Genomic DNA, 15,417 nt, shown 5'->3' with positions numbered 1-15,417 from the left:
GCCAATCGGAGCCGGACCCTCGTGTCGCTGGCGCCCCCGCTGCCCCTTCCGTCCTTTTCCGCGTCTCGCGCATTTGTTCTGGATAGGCGCTGAATTTCGTCTTCAGGCAATTGTGCGAAGGGGTCTGCCGCATATGGAGTGGCCGCGTCCGATTTTCTAGGGTGTGGCGTGTTCGTGACGGTAATAAGATGGCATTGAGTCAAATAACGCTGGTAGTTGATTTTCGGATATGGCACAGTCGTGTGCAGCGCGCCGGTCAAGTCAGGAAATGTGGTCAAGCTGGTCGTCCGGCCGCTCGCGGATCAGCCGTCAAGTACGGGGGAGAAGTCGGCTCATGAACTTGGTGGAACGCGGTACGGAACATTCGATCATGGACAGCATGCTCGACTCGTGCGCGGGCGGGCATGGCGGAGTGCTTCTGGTGAGCGGCGCGGTGGCGAGCGGGAAGACCGCGCTGCTGCGCTCCTTCGGCGACCGGGCGACCGCCACCGGAGCGCTGTATCTCCAGGCCACAGCGTCGAAGGCGGAGAGCGACCAGCCCTTCGGGGTCATGGGTCAACTGCTGCTCGGCGCCGGGCTCTCGGGGGCGGAGACCCGGCGTGCGGCACGGCTCATCGGTGTGCGCGGCGACGCGCGTTCCTGCCCCGAGCCCGCGGATGCGCCGGCGGCCGAGGCACTGAACGTGATTTCCGGGCTCTGCGGGATCGTGCTCGAAAAATCGCGGGAAAGCGTCGTGGTGCTCGGCATCGACGATGTACACCACACGGACGAGCGGTCGCTGGAATGCCTCCTCTACCTGGCGCGCAGGCTCGACTCCGGCCGCATTCTGGTAGTCCTCGCGGAGAACAGTTCCTTCCCGTCCGCCAATACGCGATTGCACGTCGATTTGCTGCGCCTGTCAGGGTGCCGCAATATCAGACTCGCGCCGCTCCAGCGACAAGGAGTGGCGGAAATGATCCATGAGACGGGTGAGCCGCGGTGGCGCACGCGCAAGCTCGTCTCGCAGCTCCACCGGGCGGGTGGCGGCAGCCCGCTGCTGACCCGGGCGCTCATCGAGGACCACCGGTCCTCGGGCGCCACCGACACGGACTGCGCCGACCTGGTGCCGGGCGAGGCCTTCGCGCTGGCCGTGGTGACCGCCCTGTACCGCAGCGGCACCGCCACCCGCCGGACCGCCGAGGCGCTGGCCGCGGCCGGACCCGACGTCTCCCTCGCCGAGCTGGTGGAGGTCCTCGGCGGCACCCGGGAGTCCGCGCACCGCAGCCTGCGGGCGCTGAACGAGGCGGGCCTGCTCGACGCCGGCTGGTTCCGGCACGAGGCCGGGCGCGCCGCGGTGCTCAGGAGCATCGACCCCGCGGACCGTACGCGCCTGGAGACCCGCCTCGCCCAGGTCCTGCACGAGCACGGCGCCGCCGCTCCCGTCGTCGTCCGCCATCTCATCGCCGCCCGGAAGGTGGACGAGCCCTGGGCGCTGCGTGTCCTCATCGAGGCCGCCGCGCGTGCCCTCGCCGACGACGAGGTCGCTCTCGCCCTCACCTGCCTGCGGGTCGCCCGCGACTCCCGTACCGACGCGCGCCAGGCCCTGGAGATCCGGGCCGCGCTCACCCGGGCGGGCTGGCGCGTCAACCCCGCGGGGGTCGCCCAGCACCTCCCCGAGCTGACCGAGGCGGCACTCGACGGCCGCCTCGACCCCCGGCACGCGGACGAACTCGCCTGGCACCTCCTGTGGTTCGGTCACGTGGAGCGGGCCCTCGGCGTGCTCCGCGCCGCCGAACGGGACGGCACCGAACCCTGCGGACGGCCGGGCACGACCGCCACCCCGTACGGGCAGGACGGCCCGCACCGCTGGATGGTCTACGCGTACCCGGGGCTCGCCGCGGCCGCCGGGGCCCGCGTCGCCGACGCCCCACGGAACTGGACGCCGATGGAGACCGGGCCGACCTCGCCGCGCCAGGAGACGCCCGAGCACGCCGCCGCCGGCCACGGGACAGCCGAGCACGCGGCCCTCAGGCACGCGCGGAGCCGGGCGCGCGGGCCGCACGAGCGGGCGGTGACCCTGACGAAGGCCCTCCTCGCCGGAGCGGACGGCGAGGCGGTGGTGCGGGCCGAGCAGATCCTCCAGAGCACCCGCCTCGGCGACCGCACCCTGACCGCGCTCCTGGTCGCGCTCAACGCCCTGGTCCTCGCCGACCGCCTCGACCTGGCCGCCCACTGGTGCGCCACCCTGGGCCAGGAGGCCGCCGCGCGCCGCGCCCCGATGTGGCAGGCCCTGCTCGCCTCGGCCACCGCCCGCGTCGAGCTGCGCACGGGCTCCCTCGCCGCGGCCGAGGAGGCGGCGCGCTCGGCGCTCGCCCTGGTGCCCGCCGACGGCTGGGGCCTGGCCGTCGCCTCGCCCCTCGCCACCTCGGTCTCCGCGCTGACCGCCCTTGGCCGCCTCGACGAGGCCGCGGCCAGGCTGAGCGTCCCCGTACCCGAACCGGCGTTCCAGACCCCCGCCGGACTGCTGTACCTGCGGGCGCGCGGCCACCACTACCTCGCCGCCGGGCGCCCGTACGCGGCCCTCGACGACTTCCTCACCTGCGGGGACCTCATGACGCGCTGGGAGTACGACCTGCCAGCGCTCGTGCCCTGGCGCACGGACGCCGCCGAGGCTCATCTGCGCCTCGGCGAACCCGACCGCGCCCGCGCCCTCGCCGAGGAGCAACTCGCCCTGGCAGGACGGGGCAAGGGCTGGGCCCGCGCCACCTCCCTGCGGGCGCTCGCGAACACCCTGAGCGCCGCCCGCAGGCCGCCGCTGCTCGGCGAGGCCATCGAGATCCTGCGGGAGCGCGGCTACCGGCTCGACCTGAGCCGCGCCACCGAGGAGTCGGCGCGCGCCCAGCGTGAGCTCGGCAAGAGCGGCCAGGCGCGCGCCCTGGCCCGCAAGGCGCAGCAGCTCGCCGGGGAGTGCGGGGTGCCGGTGCCGAGGGCCGCTCGGCCCGCCGACGCGGGAAACCCGGCGCCCGCCGAACAGCCGTGGCCCCCGGGCGGCCGCCGCCACCCCGATGAGCTCAGCAACGCCGAGCTGAGGGTGGCCACGCTCGCCGTCCAGGGTCACACCAACCGCCAGATCGCCGACAAGCTCTGCATCACCATCAGCACCGTCGAGCAGCATCTGACGCGCGCCTACCGGAAGCTCGCCGTCCAGCGGCGCGAGGAGCTCGCGGCGAAGCTCGGCCCGGCCCGCGACGACCGCGACCGGCTGCATGTGGGGTAGACGGGGATCGGGCACGGTCCCGTTTCTACGCGGCGGCCGGTCACAGGGCGGTCCGAAGACCTGTGACCGCCGCGGCGGACGCCCCACGCCCGCGCTCGCCCGAAGAGCGTCCCAAAGGCCTTGAACGCATTCCGCGGCCGGACAGGAACACGCGAATTCAATGGGGAAATACCACGGCACTCCTGCCGTGGAGTACCGGGTAGTCCCGTGGAATCCCGCTGAATGCCCCGGGGCGTCACCGCGTGAATTCGGCTCCGCCGATCCGCCGTGCGCCGGTGATCGTCCGCCCCGCGCACCCCCGCGCGCGCTGCGACCTCGCCCTGCCGCTCATGGGGCGCGCCCCTGGCCGTATGAGCGCCGAAGTGCCGTCCGGTAGGGGTGTGTAGGGGTGGCGGAACCTGTGCAACCGCTATTAGTGAGGGGTACCGGCTCCGAATGGGCGTTGTTAGGGTGAACGTGTTCGGTCAGGTTTAATTCCGTCGATTCCGACGGGACGTAAGGCCCGGATTCAGCGCGATGGCCGAGGACTTCTTTCCGTGTGCCGTCGCGCGCCGCGCCTCACCGAAACCCGGCCGAAACACGGTGAGACACGTCAGCGGGACCCGCGTCGTGCTCGTTCAGGCGCCCATGGACATGGGCCGGGCCGGGCGCGGGTGTGGCGTGCGGCGTTCTGTGCGGGGACACGGGGCGCACGGGGGACATCGGAACCAGGGGGAGTCGAGTTGGCAGCACCCGAGCACGAAGAGTTCGATCGTCTGATGGTCGTCGAGGTGGAGATCGGTACGCTCTCGGCGCCGGATTCACCACGTACGTCCGGACTGGACCAGGAACACGTCGAGGCGCTGGCGGTCGTGGAGACCCCGCTGCCGCCCATCACCGTGCACCGGCCGACGATGCGGGTCATCGACGGCCTGCACCGGCTGCGCGCCGCCGAGCTGCGGGGGCAGCGGAAGATCGCGGTGCAGTACTTCGACGGGGCCGAGGACGACGCCTTCGTCCTCGCCGTCGAGTCGAACGTCACGCACGGCCTGCCGCTGACCACCGCCGACCGCAAGCGCGCCGCGGCCCGCATCATCGCCTCGCACCCACAGTGGTCCGACCGCATGATCGCCTCGGTGAGCGGCATCGCGGCGGGCACCGTCGCGGACATCCGCCGCCGCGAGCCCGCCGGCGGGGCGGCCGGGGGCAGCAGGGTCGGCCACGACGGCCGGGTCAGGCCGATCAACGGCGCCGAGGGCCGCAGGATCGCCAGCGAGCTGATCGCACAGGACCCCACGCTGTCGCTGCGCCAGGTGGCCCGCGTGGCGGCGATCTCTCCGGAGACCGTACGGGACGTGCGCAACCGCATGATGCGGGGCGAGGACCCGCTGACGCGCCGCGGCAGGCAGGCGCAGGGCGGCAACGGGGCAGCCCGGGCTGTCACGCCGAGGCTCGGCCGTGCCCCCTCCGCCGTACTGGACAAGGAGTCGGCGCTCGACCGTGCCGCCGCCGTCAAACGCCTCAAGGCGGACCCGGCGCTGCGCTTCAGCGAGATCGGCCGCACGCTGCTGCGGCTGCTCAGCGTCCACTCGATCACTGTCGAGGAGTGGGAACAGATCCTGGACAAGGTCCCGCCGCACTGCCGGGGCGTCGTGGCGTACCTGGCCAAGGAGAGCGCGGAGATGTGGACGGAGGTGGCGGTGCGGGTCCAGAACCAGGTCGCCGAGACGGCGTAGCGCGGGGCGGGGGCGCCGGACGCGTCCCCGCGTGCGCGCGTGGGGGGCTCCGCCTAGCGTGGGGCCATGGACGCGGGTAGCGGCGGGCACGGCCCGTCGGGGCACTGCCGCTGTGGACAGCCGGCCGGGCATCCGGCCGGCTGCTTTCTGGAGCTGTACGGGCCCGCGCTGCGCATGGGGTGCTTCGACTGGGACCTCGACAAGGGCCTCATGATCATGGACGCCACCGCGCACGACGTCTTCGACCTGCGCCCCGACGAATACGACGGCCGGCCGGAGACGCTCGCCGCCCGCGTCCCCACCGCCGAGGGCCACCGCCTCGACCAGACCGTCGCGCGCGCCCTGAAGGACGGCAGCGAGACCTACGGCGCCTACTTCCGCGTACGCCACCGCGACGGCGCACTGCGCTGGACCCACACGCACGGCTGCATCCGCCGCGACGGGACGGGCCGCCCGCACCGCATCGTGGGCGTCGTCAGGGACGCCACCCGTGAGCTGGGCGACAGCCCGCCCGCCCTGCGCGAACAGGCCGACGCCGAGGCCGAGCGGCGCCGCACCACCAGCCTCGTCGAGGGCACCACCGCGGCCCTCGCGCACGCCCGTACGGTCGCCGACGTCATAGACGTGCTCAAGGACACCCACGGCCTCGCGAACCTGGGGGCGGCCAACCTCGTCATGGGCCTGGTCGAGGCCGGACGGATCCGCCTGGTCGCCGAGGGCCCCACGGGCAGCTTCGTGCCGGGCACCCGGCTGACCCGCGTGGACGAGCCGTACCCCATGAGCGAGGTCGTCCGGAAGCTGGCGCCCCGCTACATCGAGTCCGAGCGGGACTTCGCCGAGTCCTACCCGATCCTGTGGCCGCACATCGCCCGGCTCGGCATCACCGCCGCCGCCTACCTCCCGCTGATCGCGCAGGCCAGGCCCATCGGCGTGCTCGGCCTGCTCTACCAGGACAAGACGGGCTTCACCGTCGAGGAGCGCAACGTCCTCGTCGCGCTCGGCAGCAGCATCGCCCAGAGCCTCCAGCGCGCCATGTTCTACGAGCAGGAGAAAGACCTCGCCCAGGGCCTCCAGCAGGCCATGCTGCCGCGCACCATCCCCGGCGTGCCCGGCGCGGAGATCGCCGTACGGTACCGCTCGGCGGCGCTCGGCCGTGACATCGGCGGCGACTGGTACGACGTGATCCCGCTGCCCGGGAGCACCGCATCCGGGGGCGGCCGGGTCGGCGCCGTCATCGGCGACGTCCAGGGCCACGACACGCACGCCGCCGCCGTCATGGGCCAGCTCCGCATCGTGCTGCGCGCCTACGCCGCCGAGGGGCACACGCCCGCCACCGTCATGGCCCGCGCCTCCGGCTTCCTGCACGAGCTGGACACCGACCGCTTCGCGACCTGCCTCTACGCGGAGGCCGACCTCACCACCGGCGTGGTGCGGCTCGTGCGCGCCGGGCACCTCGACCCGCTCCTGCTGCTCAGCGACGGCTCCTGCCGCAGGGTGCCGGTCGCGGGCGGCCTCCCACTCGGCCTCTCCGCCGAGTTCGGGCGGCTCGACTACCCCGTCACCACCCTCGAACTCGACCCCGACCAGACCCTGCTGCTCTGCACCGACGGCCTCGTCGAGGAGCCGGGGCACGACCTGGACGACGGCATGCGGGCCCTCGCGGGGCTTGCCGCCTCCGGCCCCCGCGACCTGCACAAGCTCGCCGACCGGCTCTGCGGCATCGTCGACGGCCGGAGCGGTGAGGACGACGCCGCGCTGCTCCTGCTGCGCCGCAGCGTCCTCGACGCGCCCCAGTCCGGCGGCCGCCTCCAGCAGCACGTCGCGCCCGGCGACCCCGAGGCGCTCACCGAGGCACGGCACATGATCAAGGCCGCCGTGCGCGCCTGGGGCGCGGGGGAGCGGGCCGACGACATCGAGCTGGTCGCCGACGAGATGATCACGAACGCGCTGATGCACACCGAAGGCTCCGCGATCGTGACCCTGCGGGTCCTGAGCGGCGCCGACCGGCGGCTGCACGTCGACGTCGAGGACTCATCGAGCACCCTGCCGCGCCGCAGGGAAGCGGGCGAGGAGGGAGTCTCGGGCCGCGGCCTGCTCCTGGTGGACCGCCTCGCGGACGGCTGGGGCGTGGAGGCCCGGGGCAGCGGCAAATGCGTCTGGTGCGAGTTCATCGTGCCCGCCAGAGACCAAGGGGGGCGACCGTGACCGTGCCGGCGGCCGGAAAGCGGCCGGGGACGAGTACGAGTATGAGGGAGAGCCATGCCGGAACTGCCTGAAGTGGAGGCGCTGCGGGGCTTCCTGGCGGACGAGCTGGTCGGGCGCAGGATCACGAACGTCCTGCCGCTTGCGGTCAACGTCCTCAAGACGTACGACCCTCCGCTCCTCGCCCTGAAGGACCGCACCGTCACGGGCGTGGCGCGGCACGGCAAGTTCCTCGACGTCGACGCCGAGGGGCTGCACCTGGTCACGCATCTGGCCCGCGCGGGCTGGCTCCAGTGGCGGGACCCGCTCCCCGAGGGCCTGCCACGCCCCGGCAAGGGCCCACTGGCACTGCGCGTGGCCCTGGACACCCGGCAGGGCTTCGACCTCACGGAGGCGGGCACCCAGAAGCGCCTCGCGGTGTACGTGACGCCGGAGCCGGCGGAGATCGAGGGCATCGCACGCCTGGGGCCCGACCCGTTCGCCCCGGACTTCGACGAGGAGCGGTTCGCCGCCCTGCTCGCGGGCGAACGGCGGCAGATCAAGGGGGCGTTGCGCGATCAGAGCCTCATCGCGGGCATCGGCAACGCGTACAGCGACGAGATCCTGCACGTGGCCCGCATGTCCCCCTTCAAACTGACGTCGAGCCTCACCGGGGCGGACGTGCACGGGCTGTACGAAGCCATGGTCACCACGCTGACCGGAGCGGTGGAGCGCTCACGCGGCCTGGCGGCCGGCAGGCTCAAGGCGGAGAAGAAGAGCGGCCTGCGCGTGCACGGCCGCACGGGCGAGCCGTGCCCGCTGTGCGGCGACACCATCCGCGAGGTCTCCTTCGCCGACTCCTCGCTTCAGTACTGCCCGACGTGCCAGACGGGCGGCAAGCCACTGGCGGACCGCAGGATGTCGCGGCTGCTGAAGTAGGGCCACCACAGGTCACCGCCTCACGGCCGTAGCGTCGCGAGACGCCGCCCTCCCGTGGTGCGCACCTCGTAGTGATCGGTGGACGCGGTGCGCAGGTCCGAGACGCTCTGCGTGCGCACGGGACGTCCCGCCGTCCGCCACGTCGTGACCGTCCGCTCCGAGCCGTCCCTGCCGACGGCGACCAGTTCGCAGACCCGTGGACCCGGCGAGGGGTCGCGCACGGTGAGGTCGATCTCGGTGCCCCACGCCCGGTCGCGCGCCGCCAACGAGGCGGTGACCTCGCCGCGGCCGTCCCCCGAGCCGCCGGCCGTCGCCACGGCCGCGGCGGGCGCGCCCACGGCGAGCACGAGGGCGACGGTGGCCACGCACAGCCGCCGCCTGCGCCGGGCCCGGCGGAGCCGTCCGAGCTCCCCCAGGACACGGTCCGCGAACCCGGGCCGCGCCCCGGCACCGGGAGGCACACGGCCGAAGTCACGCAACTGGCGTGCCGTGCCGCGCAGCTCACCCAGGGCGAGGAGGCAGGCGGAGCACCCGCCGATGTGGTCCTCGAAGCGGAACGCGTCCGCCGCGTCGAGGACGCCGAGCGCGTAGGCGCCGGCGTCGCGGTGCCGCTCCAGGGGCTTCATGGCGGTCCTTGGGGTGAGGGGTGCTGCCTTCCCTCCGGTACGCGGCGGACCGCCGAATCACTCAAGGCCCGTCAGGGAACGCCGCTCAGAACAGATGGATCGCCAGATGCCCCAGCGGCAGCCCGAGCCGCCACGCGGGCGTCCACACCTTCGGCCCGTCCTCCTCACCCGGCAGCGCCCCGCCGCCCGGCACCGCGTCCAGGTCGGGCGCGAGCAGTTCGGTCTCCTCCAGCCACCGCCAGGCCAGCTCGGCCAGCTCCAGGTCGGGCCCGGGGCCGTCGGCCGCCTCGGCGTCCTCCAGGAGCAGCGCCATCCGCTCACGCACCCAGTCCTGCCAGAGCTGGTCGTACTCCGTCAGGGAGAGCCAGGTCTCCATCTGCGTGATGACCCGGATGCCGGACAGCTCGCCCCTGTGGTCCGAGAGAAAGACCGTCAGGGCGAGCGCGTCGCGCCCCGCGCGGTACTCGAACGACGTGGGCGGCATCAGATCGCCGGTGCGCAGCAGCTCGTCGGCGATGTACTCGGCGTACAACCAGGCCATGGGCACGGCCAGTTCGCCGTCCTGGGGGCCTTCGGTGTTCCCTCTGCTCTCGTACAGCATCCCGTTCCGCCTTCCTCCGGTCCGTGCGCGTCACCGGCCTCTGGCCCCCACCCCGGAACACGGATGAGGACAGCCGATTACCCGAAGGGGGTGCTGAGCAAGGCGCTTTACGGAGCCTTGACCCGGCCCACGGTTTCACCGCAGGTCGGCGGTGCCGTGTTGTTCGCGTCACAGGGGTCAGCGGTTTGACTCCGTTTCAGGGACTACGGCGGCATTGCTGCTTGATTAATCATTAAGTACGTATGTGGATTCATCTGTCCGGATACCGCCCTATTGACGGAGCCAGATCGATGACGCAGCGCGCAGTCAGTTCACGCGACACTCGCACCTCAGGCACCCCACGGACCACGGCGAAGGGGCGGGTTACGCGAGTGGCGGCCGCAGCGGCGGCGGCTCTGGTGGTGACGGGCTGCACGGTGCAGACGGACCACGACGGATCGGCCTGGTGGGTGTCACCGAGCGAGGCGTCACCGAGCGGCTCCGCGCCGGAAGGCGAGCGCGAGCCGGCTGCCGGCAGCACGGCCGACGGGCGCGGCTTCACCCTGGTCGCCTCCGGCGACGTACTGCCGCACGCCGCGATCATCCGCCAGGCCAAAGCGGACGCGGGCGGCGACGGCTACGACTTCGAGCCGATGCTGGCGGGCGCCAAACCGGTCGTCTCCAAGGCCGACCTGGCGATCTGTCACATGGAGACGTCGTACGGGGAGAAGGGGCACTACACCGGCTACCCCTCCTTCAGGTCCCCGCCCCAGGTGGCCCGCGCCCTCAAGGCCACCGGGTACGACGCGTGCTCCACCGCCTCGAACCACACCCTGGACGGCGGCGCGGCGGGCGTACGCCGCACCCTGGACGCCCTGGACAAGGCGGGCGTCAAGCACGCGGGCTCGGCCCGCACCGCCGCCGAGGACAAGGAGCCCGCGTGGCTGCGGGCGGGCGGCGCGAAGGTCGCTCAGCTCGCGTACACGTACGGCACGAACGGCTATCCGATGCCCAAGGGCAAGCCGTGGTCGGTCGACCTGATCGACCGCGAGAAGATCGTCGCGGACGCCCGGGTCGCGCGCGCGGCGGGCGCCGACGTGGTCGTCGTCAGCATGCACTGGGGCACGGAGTGGCAGGACGCCCCCGACCGGCGGCAGCTCACCCTCGGCAAGCAGCTCACGGCCTCACGGTCGGGCACGCGGCCGGACATCGACCTCATCATCGGCACCCACGCCCACGTCCCCCAGGCGTACGAGAAGATCAACGGGACCTGGGTCATCTATGGCATGGGCGACCAGATCGCCAACAGAATGATCAACCACCAGGGCGTCCACGACCCCCGAGGCAACCAGGGCTCCATCGGCCGCTTCACCTTCGCCCCGCCCGCCGAGCCGGGCGGCAGATGGGTGGTGGAGAAGGCGGAGTTCATCCCCATGTGGTTCGACACCCGCGTCATGCGTGTCGTCAACCTCAACAGGGCCCTGGCCCAGGGCGCGGACGTGTCCGCCACCCGGGACCGCATCCGCCGGATCGTCCTGAGCAGGGGGGCGGGGAAGAGCGGCCTGAAGATGGGCGAGTAGGCGAAAGCCGTCACGCCCCGCCGCGCCGCTCCACCTTCGCCAGCTCCGACTTCCGGTACGAGTACGCGAAGTAGATCACCAGGCCGAGCGCGAACCACACGGCGAACCGCAGCCAGGTCTGCCACTGCAGGAACGTGATCAGCCAGAGGGAGAAGACGACGCCGATCGCCGGCACCACAGGCACACCGGGGCAGCGGAAGGTGCGCGGCAGGTCGGGCTGCTTGTAGCGCAGCACGATCACCGCGACGCACACCACGACGAAGGCCAGCAGAATGCCGATGTTGGTCAGCTCGGCAGCCTCGCCGATCGGCAGGAACCCGGCGATGGCGGCCGACGCGAAGCCGACGATCCACGTCACGCGCGTCGGCACATGCCGGGTCTCATGGGTCTTCGCGAACCACTTGGGCAGCAGCCCGTCGCGGCTCATGGAGAACCACACGCGCGTGACGCCCAGCATGAACGTGAACATCACGGTGAGAATGCCGATGATGGCGCCGACGGCGATGACGTCGGCGAGCCCGCCGAGCCCCACCGCCTTGAAGGCGCTGGAGAAGCCGCTCTCCGGGTCGATGTCCTTGTAGTCCTGCATGCCGGTCAGCACCAGGCACGCGAGGACGTACAGCACCATCGAGATGGCGAGGGAGTACAGGATCGCCTTCGGCATGTGGCGCTGGGCGTCCTTGGACTCCTCCGCGGCGGTGCTCATCGCGTCGTAGCCGAAGACCGCGAAGAACACGGTCGCCGCACCCGTGAACGCGCCGCTGATCCCGAACGGGAGGAACGGCTGGTAGTTGCCGGTGTTCACGTGGAAGAAGCCCACGCCGATCACGAGCAGCACGACCAGGACCTTGAGGACCACGACGACCATCTCGAAGCGCGCCGCGTTCTTGATCCCGAGCGTGAGCAGATACGCGATGAACAGGCAGAGCAGCGCCGCGAAGAGGTCGACCTTGCGCCCGTCGCCCGTGCCCGGCGCGCCCAGCATCCACTGGGGCAACTGGGCGCCCATGTCGTTCAGGAGGAAGTTGAAGTAGCCGGAGATGCCGATCGCGACCACCGCCACGATCGCCGTGTACTCCAGGAGCAGGTCCCACCCGATGAACCAGCCCGTGATCTCGCCGAGCACCACATAGCCGTACGTGTACGCCGACCCCGCCTTCGGGATGAGCCCCGCGAACTCGGCGTACGAGAACGCCGCCGCGGCGCTCGCGACGCCCGCGACGAGGAACGAGATCAGGACCGCGGGCCCGGCCTTCTCGTTCGCCACGGTGCCCGCGAGCGTGAAGACGCCGGCGCCGATGATGCCGCCGACACCGATCGCGGTGAGCTGCCAGAGCCCGAGGGAGCGGACGAGCCCGCCGCTCGATACCTCGGAGTCGTCGATGTGCTCGATGGGCTTGCGGCGCAGCACGCCCTTGCCCATCCGGAGTCCCGCCATGAGCTCCACCTCTTCGCGAACGCGACCGGCTGATGGCGGATCATGATGGCCCAGCCCGGGCGCGTAAGGAAGACGCCACACCCGCGGGGGCTACGGCACCACCGTGACCGGCCAGCGGCCCGCCTTCACGAGGCGGACGGCGACCGAGCCGACGATGCGGTGGCCCGCCTGCTCGGAGGCGCCGACGACGACGGCGTCCGCCTTCAGGTCGTCGGCGGCGGTGACGAGACCGCTGTAGGGGTCGCCGCGGAAGGTGTGGAACTCCCACCGGACGTCGAATATGTCCTTCACGCGCTCGGCCGCGTCCCGGATCTCCGTGATGAGCCCCTCGGCGATCTCGTCGGTGGTCTCGGCGATCGGCGCGCCGAGCGCCGCCCCGGCCGCCATGACCGGCTGGACGTAGACGACGGCGAGCAGGGCCCGCTGCCGCCGGGCCAGGCCTCCGGCATACGCGGCGGCGCGCAGGGAGGAATCGGAGCCGTCGACTCCGACGACGATCACCTTGGGCCCGTCGGTGCCGCGTTCGAACTGGTGGGACTGGTCATCACTCACGCCGAGAGGTTAGCGGAGGGGAAAGAAGAGCTTGCGGGCAGCCGTGCCCTTCCGCTGCCCTCCGCTGCCCCTCTCCTTTGTCCGCCGCGTCTGTTCGGGTGCATTCCGCGGCCGTCCCGTGTTGGTGTGCCGCGCGGGACATCGGCCATGCGACGGATAACTCATGAAAGACGATGAGCTGACTTCGGGACGCCGGCTGGTGCTCCGTGTCGCCGCGGCCCTCGGTCTCGCCGCGACCGCGGGCTGTGCGGGGTCCGGCCGTCCGACGGCCCCGGCGCCCACCGGCGGTCCGGCCGCCGGCGCCCCGGCCGCCCGTGTGCACCGGCCGTCCGCGTACCGCCTCCAGCCCTACGCCGGGAACGGGCCCCCGCGCGCCACCCGCGCCCTGCCCCGGGTGCGCCGGGCGCCGATCCTGAGCGTGGACGGGCAGGAGCGTTCGATGGTGCTGACCTTCGACGACGGGCCGGACCCCCGCTACACCCCCGGCATCCTGCGGACGCTGCGCGAGCACGACGTGCGCGCCATGTTCTTCGTGTGCGGGGAGATGGCCGTCGACAACAAGCACCTGCTGCGCGAGATGGCCGACGACGGCCACGTGATCGGCAACCACACCTGGACCCACCCCCTGCTGACCCGGCTCGACCGCTCCTCGATGCGCGACGAGATCGAGCGCACCTGCGACGTCATCGAGGACACCATCGGCGAGTACCCCGCCTGGTTCAGGGCTCCTTACGGTGCCTGGAACCGCAACGCCTTCCAGTTGGGCGCCGAACTCGGCATGGAGCCGCTCGCCTGGACCGTCGACACCCTGGACTGGACCGAGCCGGGACCCAGGGCCATCGTCCGCCGCGTCCGCGAGGGGGCCGCGCCGGGCGTCGTGGTGCTCTCGCACGACGCGGGCGGCGACCGCTCGGGCAGTGTCGAAGCCCTGCGCGACTACCTGCCGGAACTCCTCGACTCCGGCTACCGCATCACGCTGCCCAACCGCGACGAGGTGTGAGGCGCTGCGGCGTGAGGTCAGCGCACCGCGACCAGGCGGGCGAAGGCGACGACGTTGCCGTCGTAACCGGTCCGGTCGGAGTATCCGCCGCCGCAGGTGATCACGCGCAGCTCGGGGGTGCCGCCGTTCCCGTAGACCCGGCTTCCGGGGAAGTTCTCCTTGGAGAACACCTCGATGCCGTAGATCTCGAAGACCGCGGTCCTGTCGTCCTTGCGCCTGACCTCGACCCGGTTGCCCTTCTTCAGGGAGCCGAGGCCGTAGAAGACGGCGGGGCCCTGCTGGTTGTCCACGTGGCCGACGATCACGGCCGTGCCCCTCTCGCCCGGTGCGACGGCGCCGGTGAACCAGCCCGCGAGGTTGGGGTCCTCGGGGGGCGGCGCGTCCACCCACCCCTCGGCGTCCAGGCCCACCGGCACGACCGGCGCGTCGACCTGGATGCCCTTGATGCCGATGCGGTCCGCGGGGGAGAAGGGCAGCGGGGCGGGGGCGCCGGGCCGCGCCTCGGGGGCGCGGTCCGCCGCCGCGGCGGACGCGGGCTGCGGGGGGCCCACGTCGAACTCCCCCGACCCGTTGCGGATCAGCGCGAGGCCGGTGAGCAGGACAAGAGCCATGACACCCCAGGGGGCGCGCTTCTTCTGCCTCTCCTCCTCCTGGAGCTCGAAATCGTCGGCGGAATGGGGCGAAGGCATTCTCTGTCCCCTCTCGACGCGGCGTGCGCGCCGCGTCCGTTGCGCGTACGAGAACGCTAAGCGCGGGGCGCCCGGCGTGCGAAAGGGCGGGAGCGAACGGGTGGCACCGCGGCCGCGGTGCGCCATCCGTGTCGCCCCAGGCAGGAAATCTGTGACAGTCCGTGACCTGCGGCGATGTCGGGTCGCGCGGACGCGCCCCGGCGTGTCGTCTCACCAGGACGGCCGAGCGCCGAAGTGCGGGGCGCCGCACGGCAACTGAGGGTCGGACCGGGAGGCGCTCTCGCCGATCGACCGGGGACGGTATCCCCGGGGCGCCTTCCGCGGAGGATTGCCATGCGTACCTCTCGTATGCGAACAACGCGCGCGCTCGCGGTCGCTGCCGCGGCAGGCGCTGTCGTCGGACTCGCGGCCCCGGCCGCGTCCGCGTGGGCCGACCCGACCAACATCGTGGCGATGCCCAGCGTGATCCCGAGGGGCGGCCAGCTGACGGTGACGGTCGACGGCTCGTCCTGCCAGCGGGGCGGCAGGATCACCTCGCACGCCTTCCCGGACGCCCACCTGCACCCGCTGAAGAACAGCACGACGTCCAGCGCGACCGCCGTCATCCACCGGAACGCCAGGCCCGGCGCGTACGACATCACGGCCTACTGCGGCAAGGGGAAGCTCACCCGCCCGGCCGCGTTCACCGTCATCCACGGCGGCGTGCGCGGCGGCTTCGGCGGAGGCACGCACTCCGGGGCGACCACCACGGACATGGCGATCGGCGGCGCCCTGGTGACGGCGGCCGTGGTCGGCGGCGGGATCTTCTGGATGCGCCGCCGCTCGGGCAACAAGACCTGAGGCTCCGGTTTCGCCCCCGGG

12 protein-coding genes are annotated in these 15,417 nt (G+C 72.3%); 7 read left to right on the top strand and 5 right to left on the bottom strand.

Translation table 11 applies throughout. From position 1 onward, the window contains the following. Positions 1–229 precede the first annotated feature (229 nt). From ACZ6JY_RS25840 to ACZ6JY_RS25825, 4 genes are all read left to right on the top strand, one after another. Positions 230–3,256, top strand: a complete 3,027-nt coding sequence (locus ACZ6JY_RS25840; protein WP_469199318.1) for a helix-turn-helix transcriptional regulator — start codon at positions 230–232, stop codon at positions 3,254–3,256. 722 nt (positions 3,257–3,978) lie between these two features. Then, complete coding sequence (locus tag ACZ6JY_RS25835) at positions 3,979–4,971, top strand: ParB/RepB/Spo0J family partition protein (RefSeq protein WP_469199316.1); 993 nt, start codon at positions 3,979–3,981, stop codon at positions 4,969–4,971. Between the two features lie 66 nt (positions 4,972–5,037). Then, complete coding sequence (locus tag ACZ6JY_RS25830; protein WP_469199314.1) at positions 5,038–7,176, top strand: SpoIIE family protein phosphatase; 2,139 nt, start codon at positions 5,038–5,040, stop codon at positions 7,174–7,176. A gap of 54 nt (positions 7,177–7,230) precedes the next feature. Continuing rightward, a complete protein-coding gene (locus tag ACZ6JY_RS25825) occupies positions 7,231–8,091 on the top strand; it encodes an Fpg/Nei family DNA glycosylase (protein ID WP_469199312.1) in 861 nt (286 codons plus the stop codon). Between the two features lie 20 nt (positions 8,092–8,111). On the opposite strand, the gene ACZ6JY_RS25820 is transcribed toward ACZ6JY_RS25825, so the two are convergent. Both ACZ6JY_RS25820 and ACZ6JY_RS25815 read right to left on the bottom strand, forming a co-directional pair. Further along, entirely contained in the window at positions 8,112–8,717 is a 606-nt protein-coding gene (locus ACZ6JY_RS25820; RefSeq protein ID WP_469199310.1) for a zf-HC2 domain-containing protein, read from the bottom strand. Between the two features lie 85 nt (positions 8,718–8,802). After that, positions 8,803–9,318: a hypothetical protein gene (locus tag ACZ6JY_RS25815; RefSeq protein ID WP_469199308.1), complete on the bottom strand. Its 516-nt coding sequence runs from the start codon at positions 9,316–9,318 to the stop codon at positions 8,803–8,805. A gap of 371 nt (positions 9,319–9,689) precedes the next feature. Here ACZ6JY_RS25815 and ACZ6JY_RS25810 point away from each other — a divergent pair, with 371 nt between their 5' ends. Continuing rightward, positions 9,690–10,877 carry a CapA family protein gene (locus tag ACZ6JY_RS25810; RefSeq protein WP_469199306.1) on the top strand — a complete coding sequence of 396 codons (1,188 nt, stop codon included), beginning with the start codon at positions 9,690–9,692 and terminating at the stop codon, positions 10,875–10,877. Positions 10,878–10,887: 10 nt separating this feature from the next. On the opposite strand, the gene ACZ6JY_RS25805 is transcribed toward ACZ6JY_RS25810, so the two are convergent. Further along, entirely contained in the window at positions 10,888–12,315 is a 1,428-nt protein-coding gene (locus tag ACZ6JY_RS25805; RefSeq protein ID WP_469199303.1) for an amino acid permease, read from the bottom strand. A 90-nt stretch (positions 12,316–12,405) separates the two neighbouring features. Then, entirely contained in the window at positions 12,406–12,867 is a 462-nt protein-coding gene (locus tag ACZ6JY_RS25800) for a universal stress protein (RefSeq protein ID WP_469199300.1), read from the bottom strand. A 163-nt stretch (positions 12,868–13,030) separates the two neighbouring features. Between ACZ6JY_RS25800 and ACZ6JY_RS25795 the strand changes: the two genes are divergently transcribed. Then, the gene (locus tag ACZ6JY_RS25795; protein WP_469199298.1) at positions 13,031–13,867 is read left to right on the top strand and encodes a polysaccharide deacetylase family protein; all 837 of its coding nucleotides are present in this window, start codon (positions 13,031–13,033) and stop codon (positions 13,865–13,867) included. Between the two features lie 17 nt (positions 13,868–13,884). Here the strand turns inward: ACZ6JY_RS25795 and ACZ6JY_RS25790 are convergent, their stop codons facing one another. Continuing rightward, on the bottom strand, positions 13,885–14,556 hold the full coding sequence (locus tag ACZ6JY_RS25790) for a class F sortase (protein ID WP_469199296.1): 672 nt from the start codon (positions 14,554–14,556) through the stop codon (positions 13,885–13,887). 348 nt (positions 14,557–14,904) lie between these two features. On the opposite strand from ACZ6JY_RS25790, the gene ACZ6JY_RS25785 reads away from it, so the two are divergent. Continuing rightward, entirely contained in the window at positions 14,905–15,396 is a 492-nt protein-coding gene (locus tag ACZ6JY_RS25785; protein ID WP_469199432.1) for a hypothetical protein, read from the top strand. Positions 15,397–15,417 lie beyond the last annotated feature (21 nt).

Source organism: Streptomyces sp. NPDC046335 (assembly GCF_055587985.1).
The sequence above is the reverse complement of the archived record's forward strand: the minus strand, read 5'-3'. Positions and strand labels throughout refer to the sequence as shown.

Bases quoted from the DNA above. Each gene is read 5' to 3' on its own strand.
- ACZ6JY_RS25840 (WP_469199318.1), top strand. From the start codon at position 230: ATGGCACAGTCGTGTGCAGCGCGCCGGTCAAGTCAGGAAATGTGGTCA.
- ACZ6JY_RS25830 (WP_469199314.1), top strand. From the start codon at position 5,038: ATGGACGCGGGTAGCGGCGGGCACGGCCCGTCGGGGCACTGCCGCTGT.
- ACZ6JY_RS25825 (WP_469199312.1), top strand. From the start codon at position 7,231: ATGCCGGAACTGCCTGAAGTGGAGGCGCTGCGGGGCTTCCTGGCGGAC.
- ACZ6JY_RS25820 (WP_469199310.1), bottom strand. From the start codon at position 8,717: ATGAAGCCCCTGGAGCGGCACCGCGACGCCGGCGCCTACGCGCTCGGC.
- ACZ6JY_RS25815 (WP_469199308.1), bottom strand. From the start codon at position 9,318: ATGCTGTACGAGAGCAGAGGGAACACCGAAGGCCCCCAGGACGGCGAA.
- ACZ6JY_RS25805 (WP_469199303.1), bottom strand. From the start codon at position 12,315: ATGGCGGGACTCCGGATGGGCAAGGGCGTGCTGCGCCGCAAGCCCATC.
- ACZ6JY_RS25795 (WP_469199298.1), top strand. From the start codon at position 13,031: ATGAAAGACGATGAGCTGACTTCGGGACGCCGGCTGGTGCTCCGTGTC.
- ACZ6JY_RS25790 (WP_469199296.1), bottom strand. From the start codon at position 14,556: ATGCCTTCGCCCCATTCCGCCGACGATTTCGAGCTCCAGGAGGAGGAG.
- ACZ6JY_RS25785 (WP_469199432.1), top strand. From the start codon at position 14,905: ATGCGAACAACGCGCGCGCTCGCGGTCGCTGCCGCGGCAGGCGCTGTC.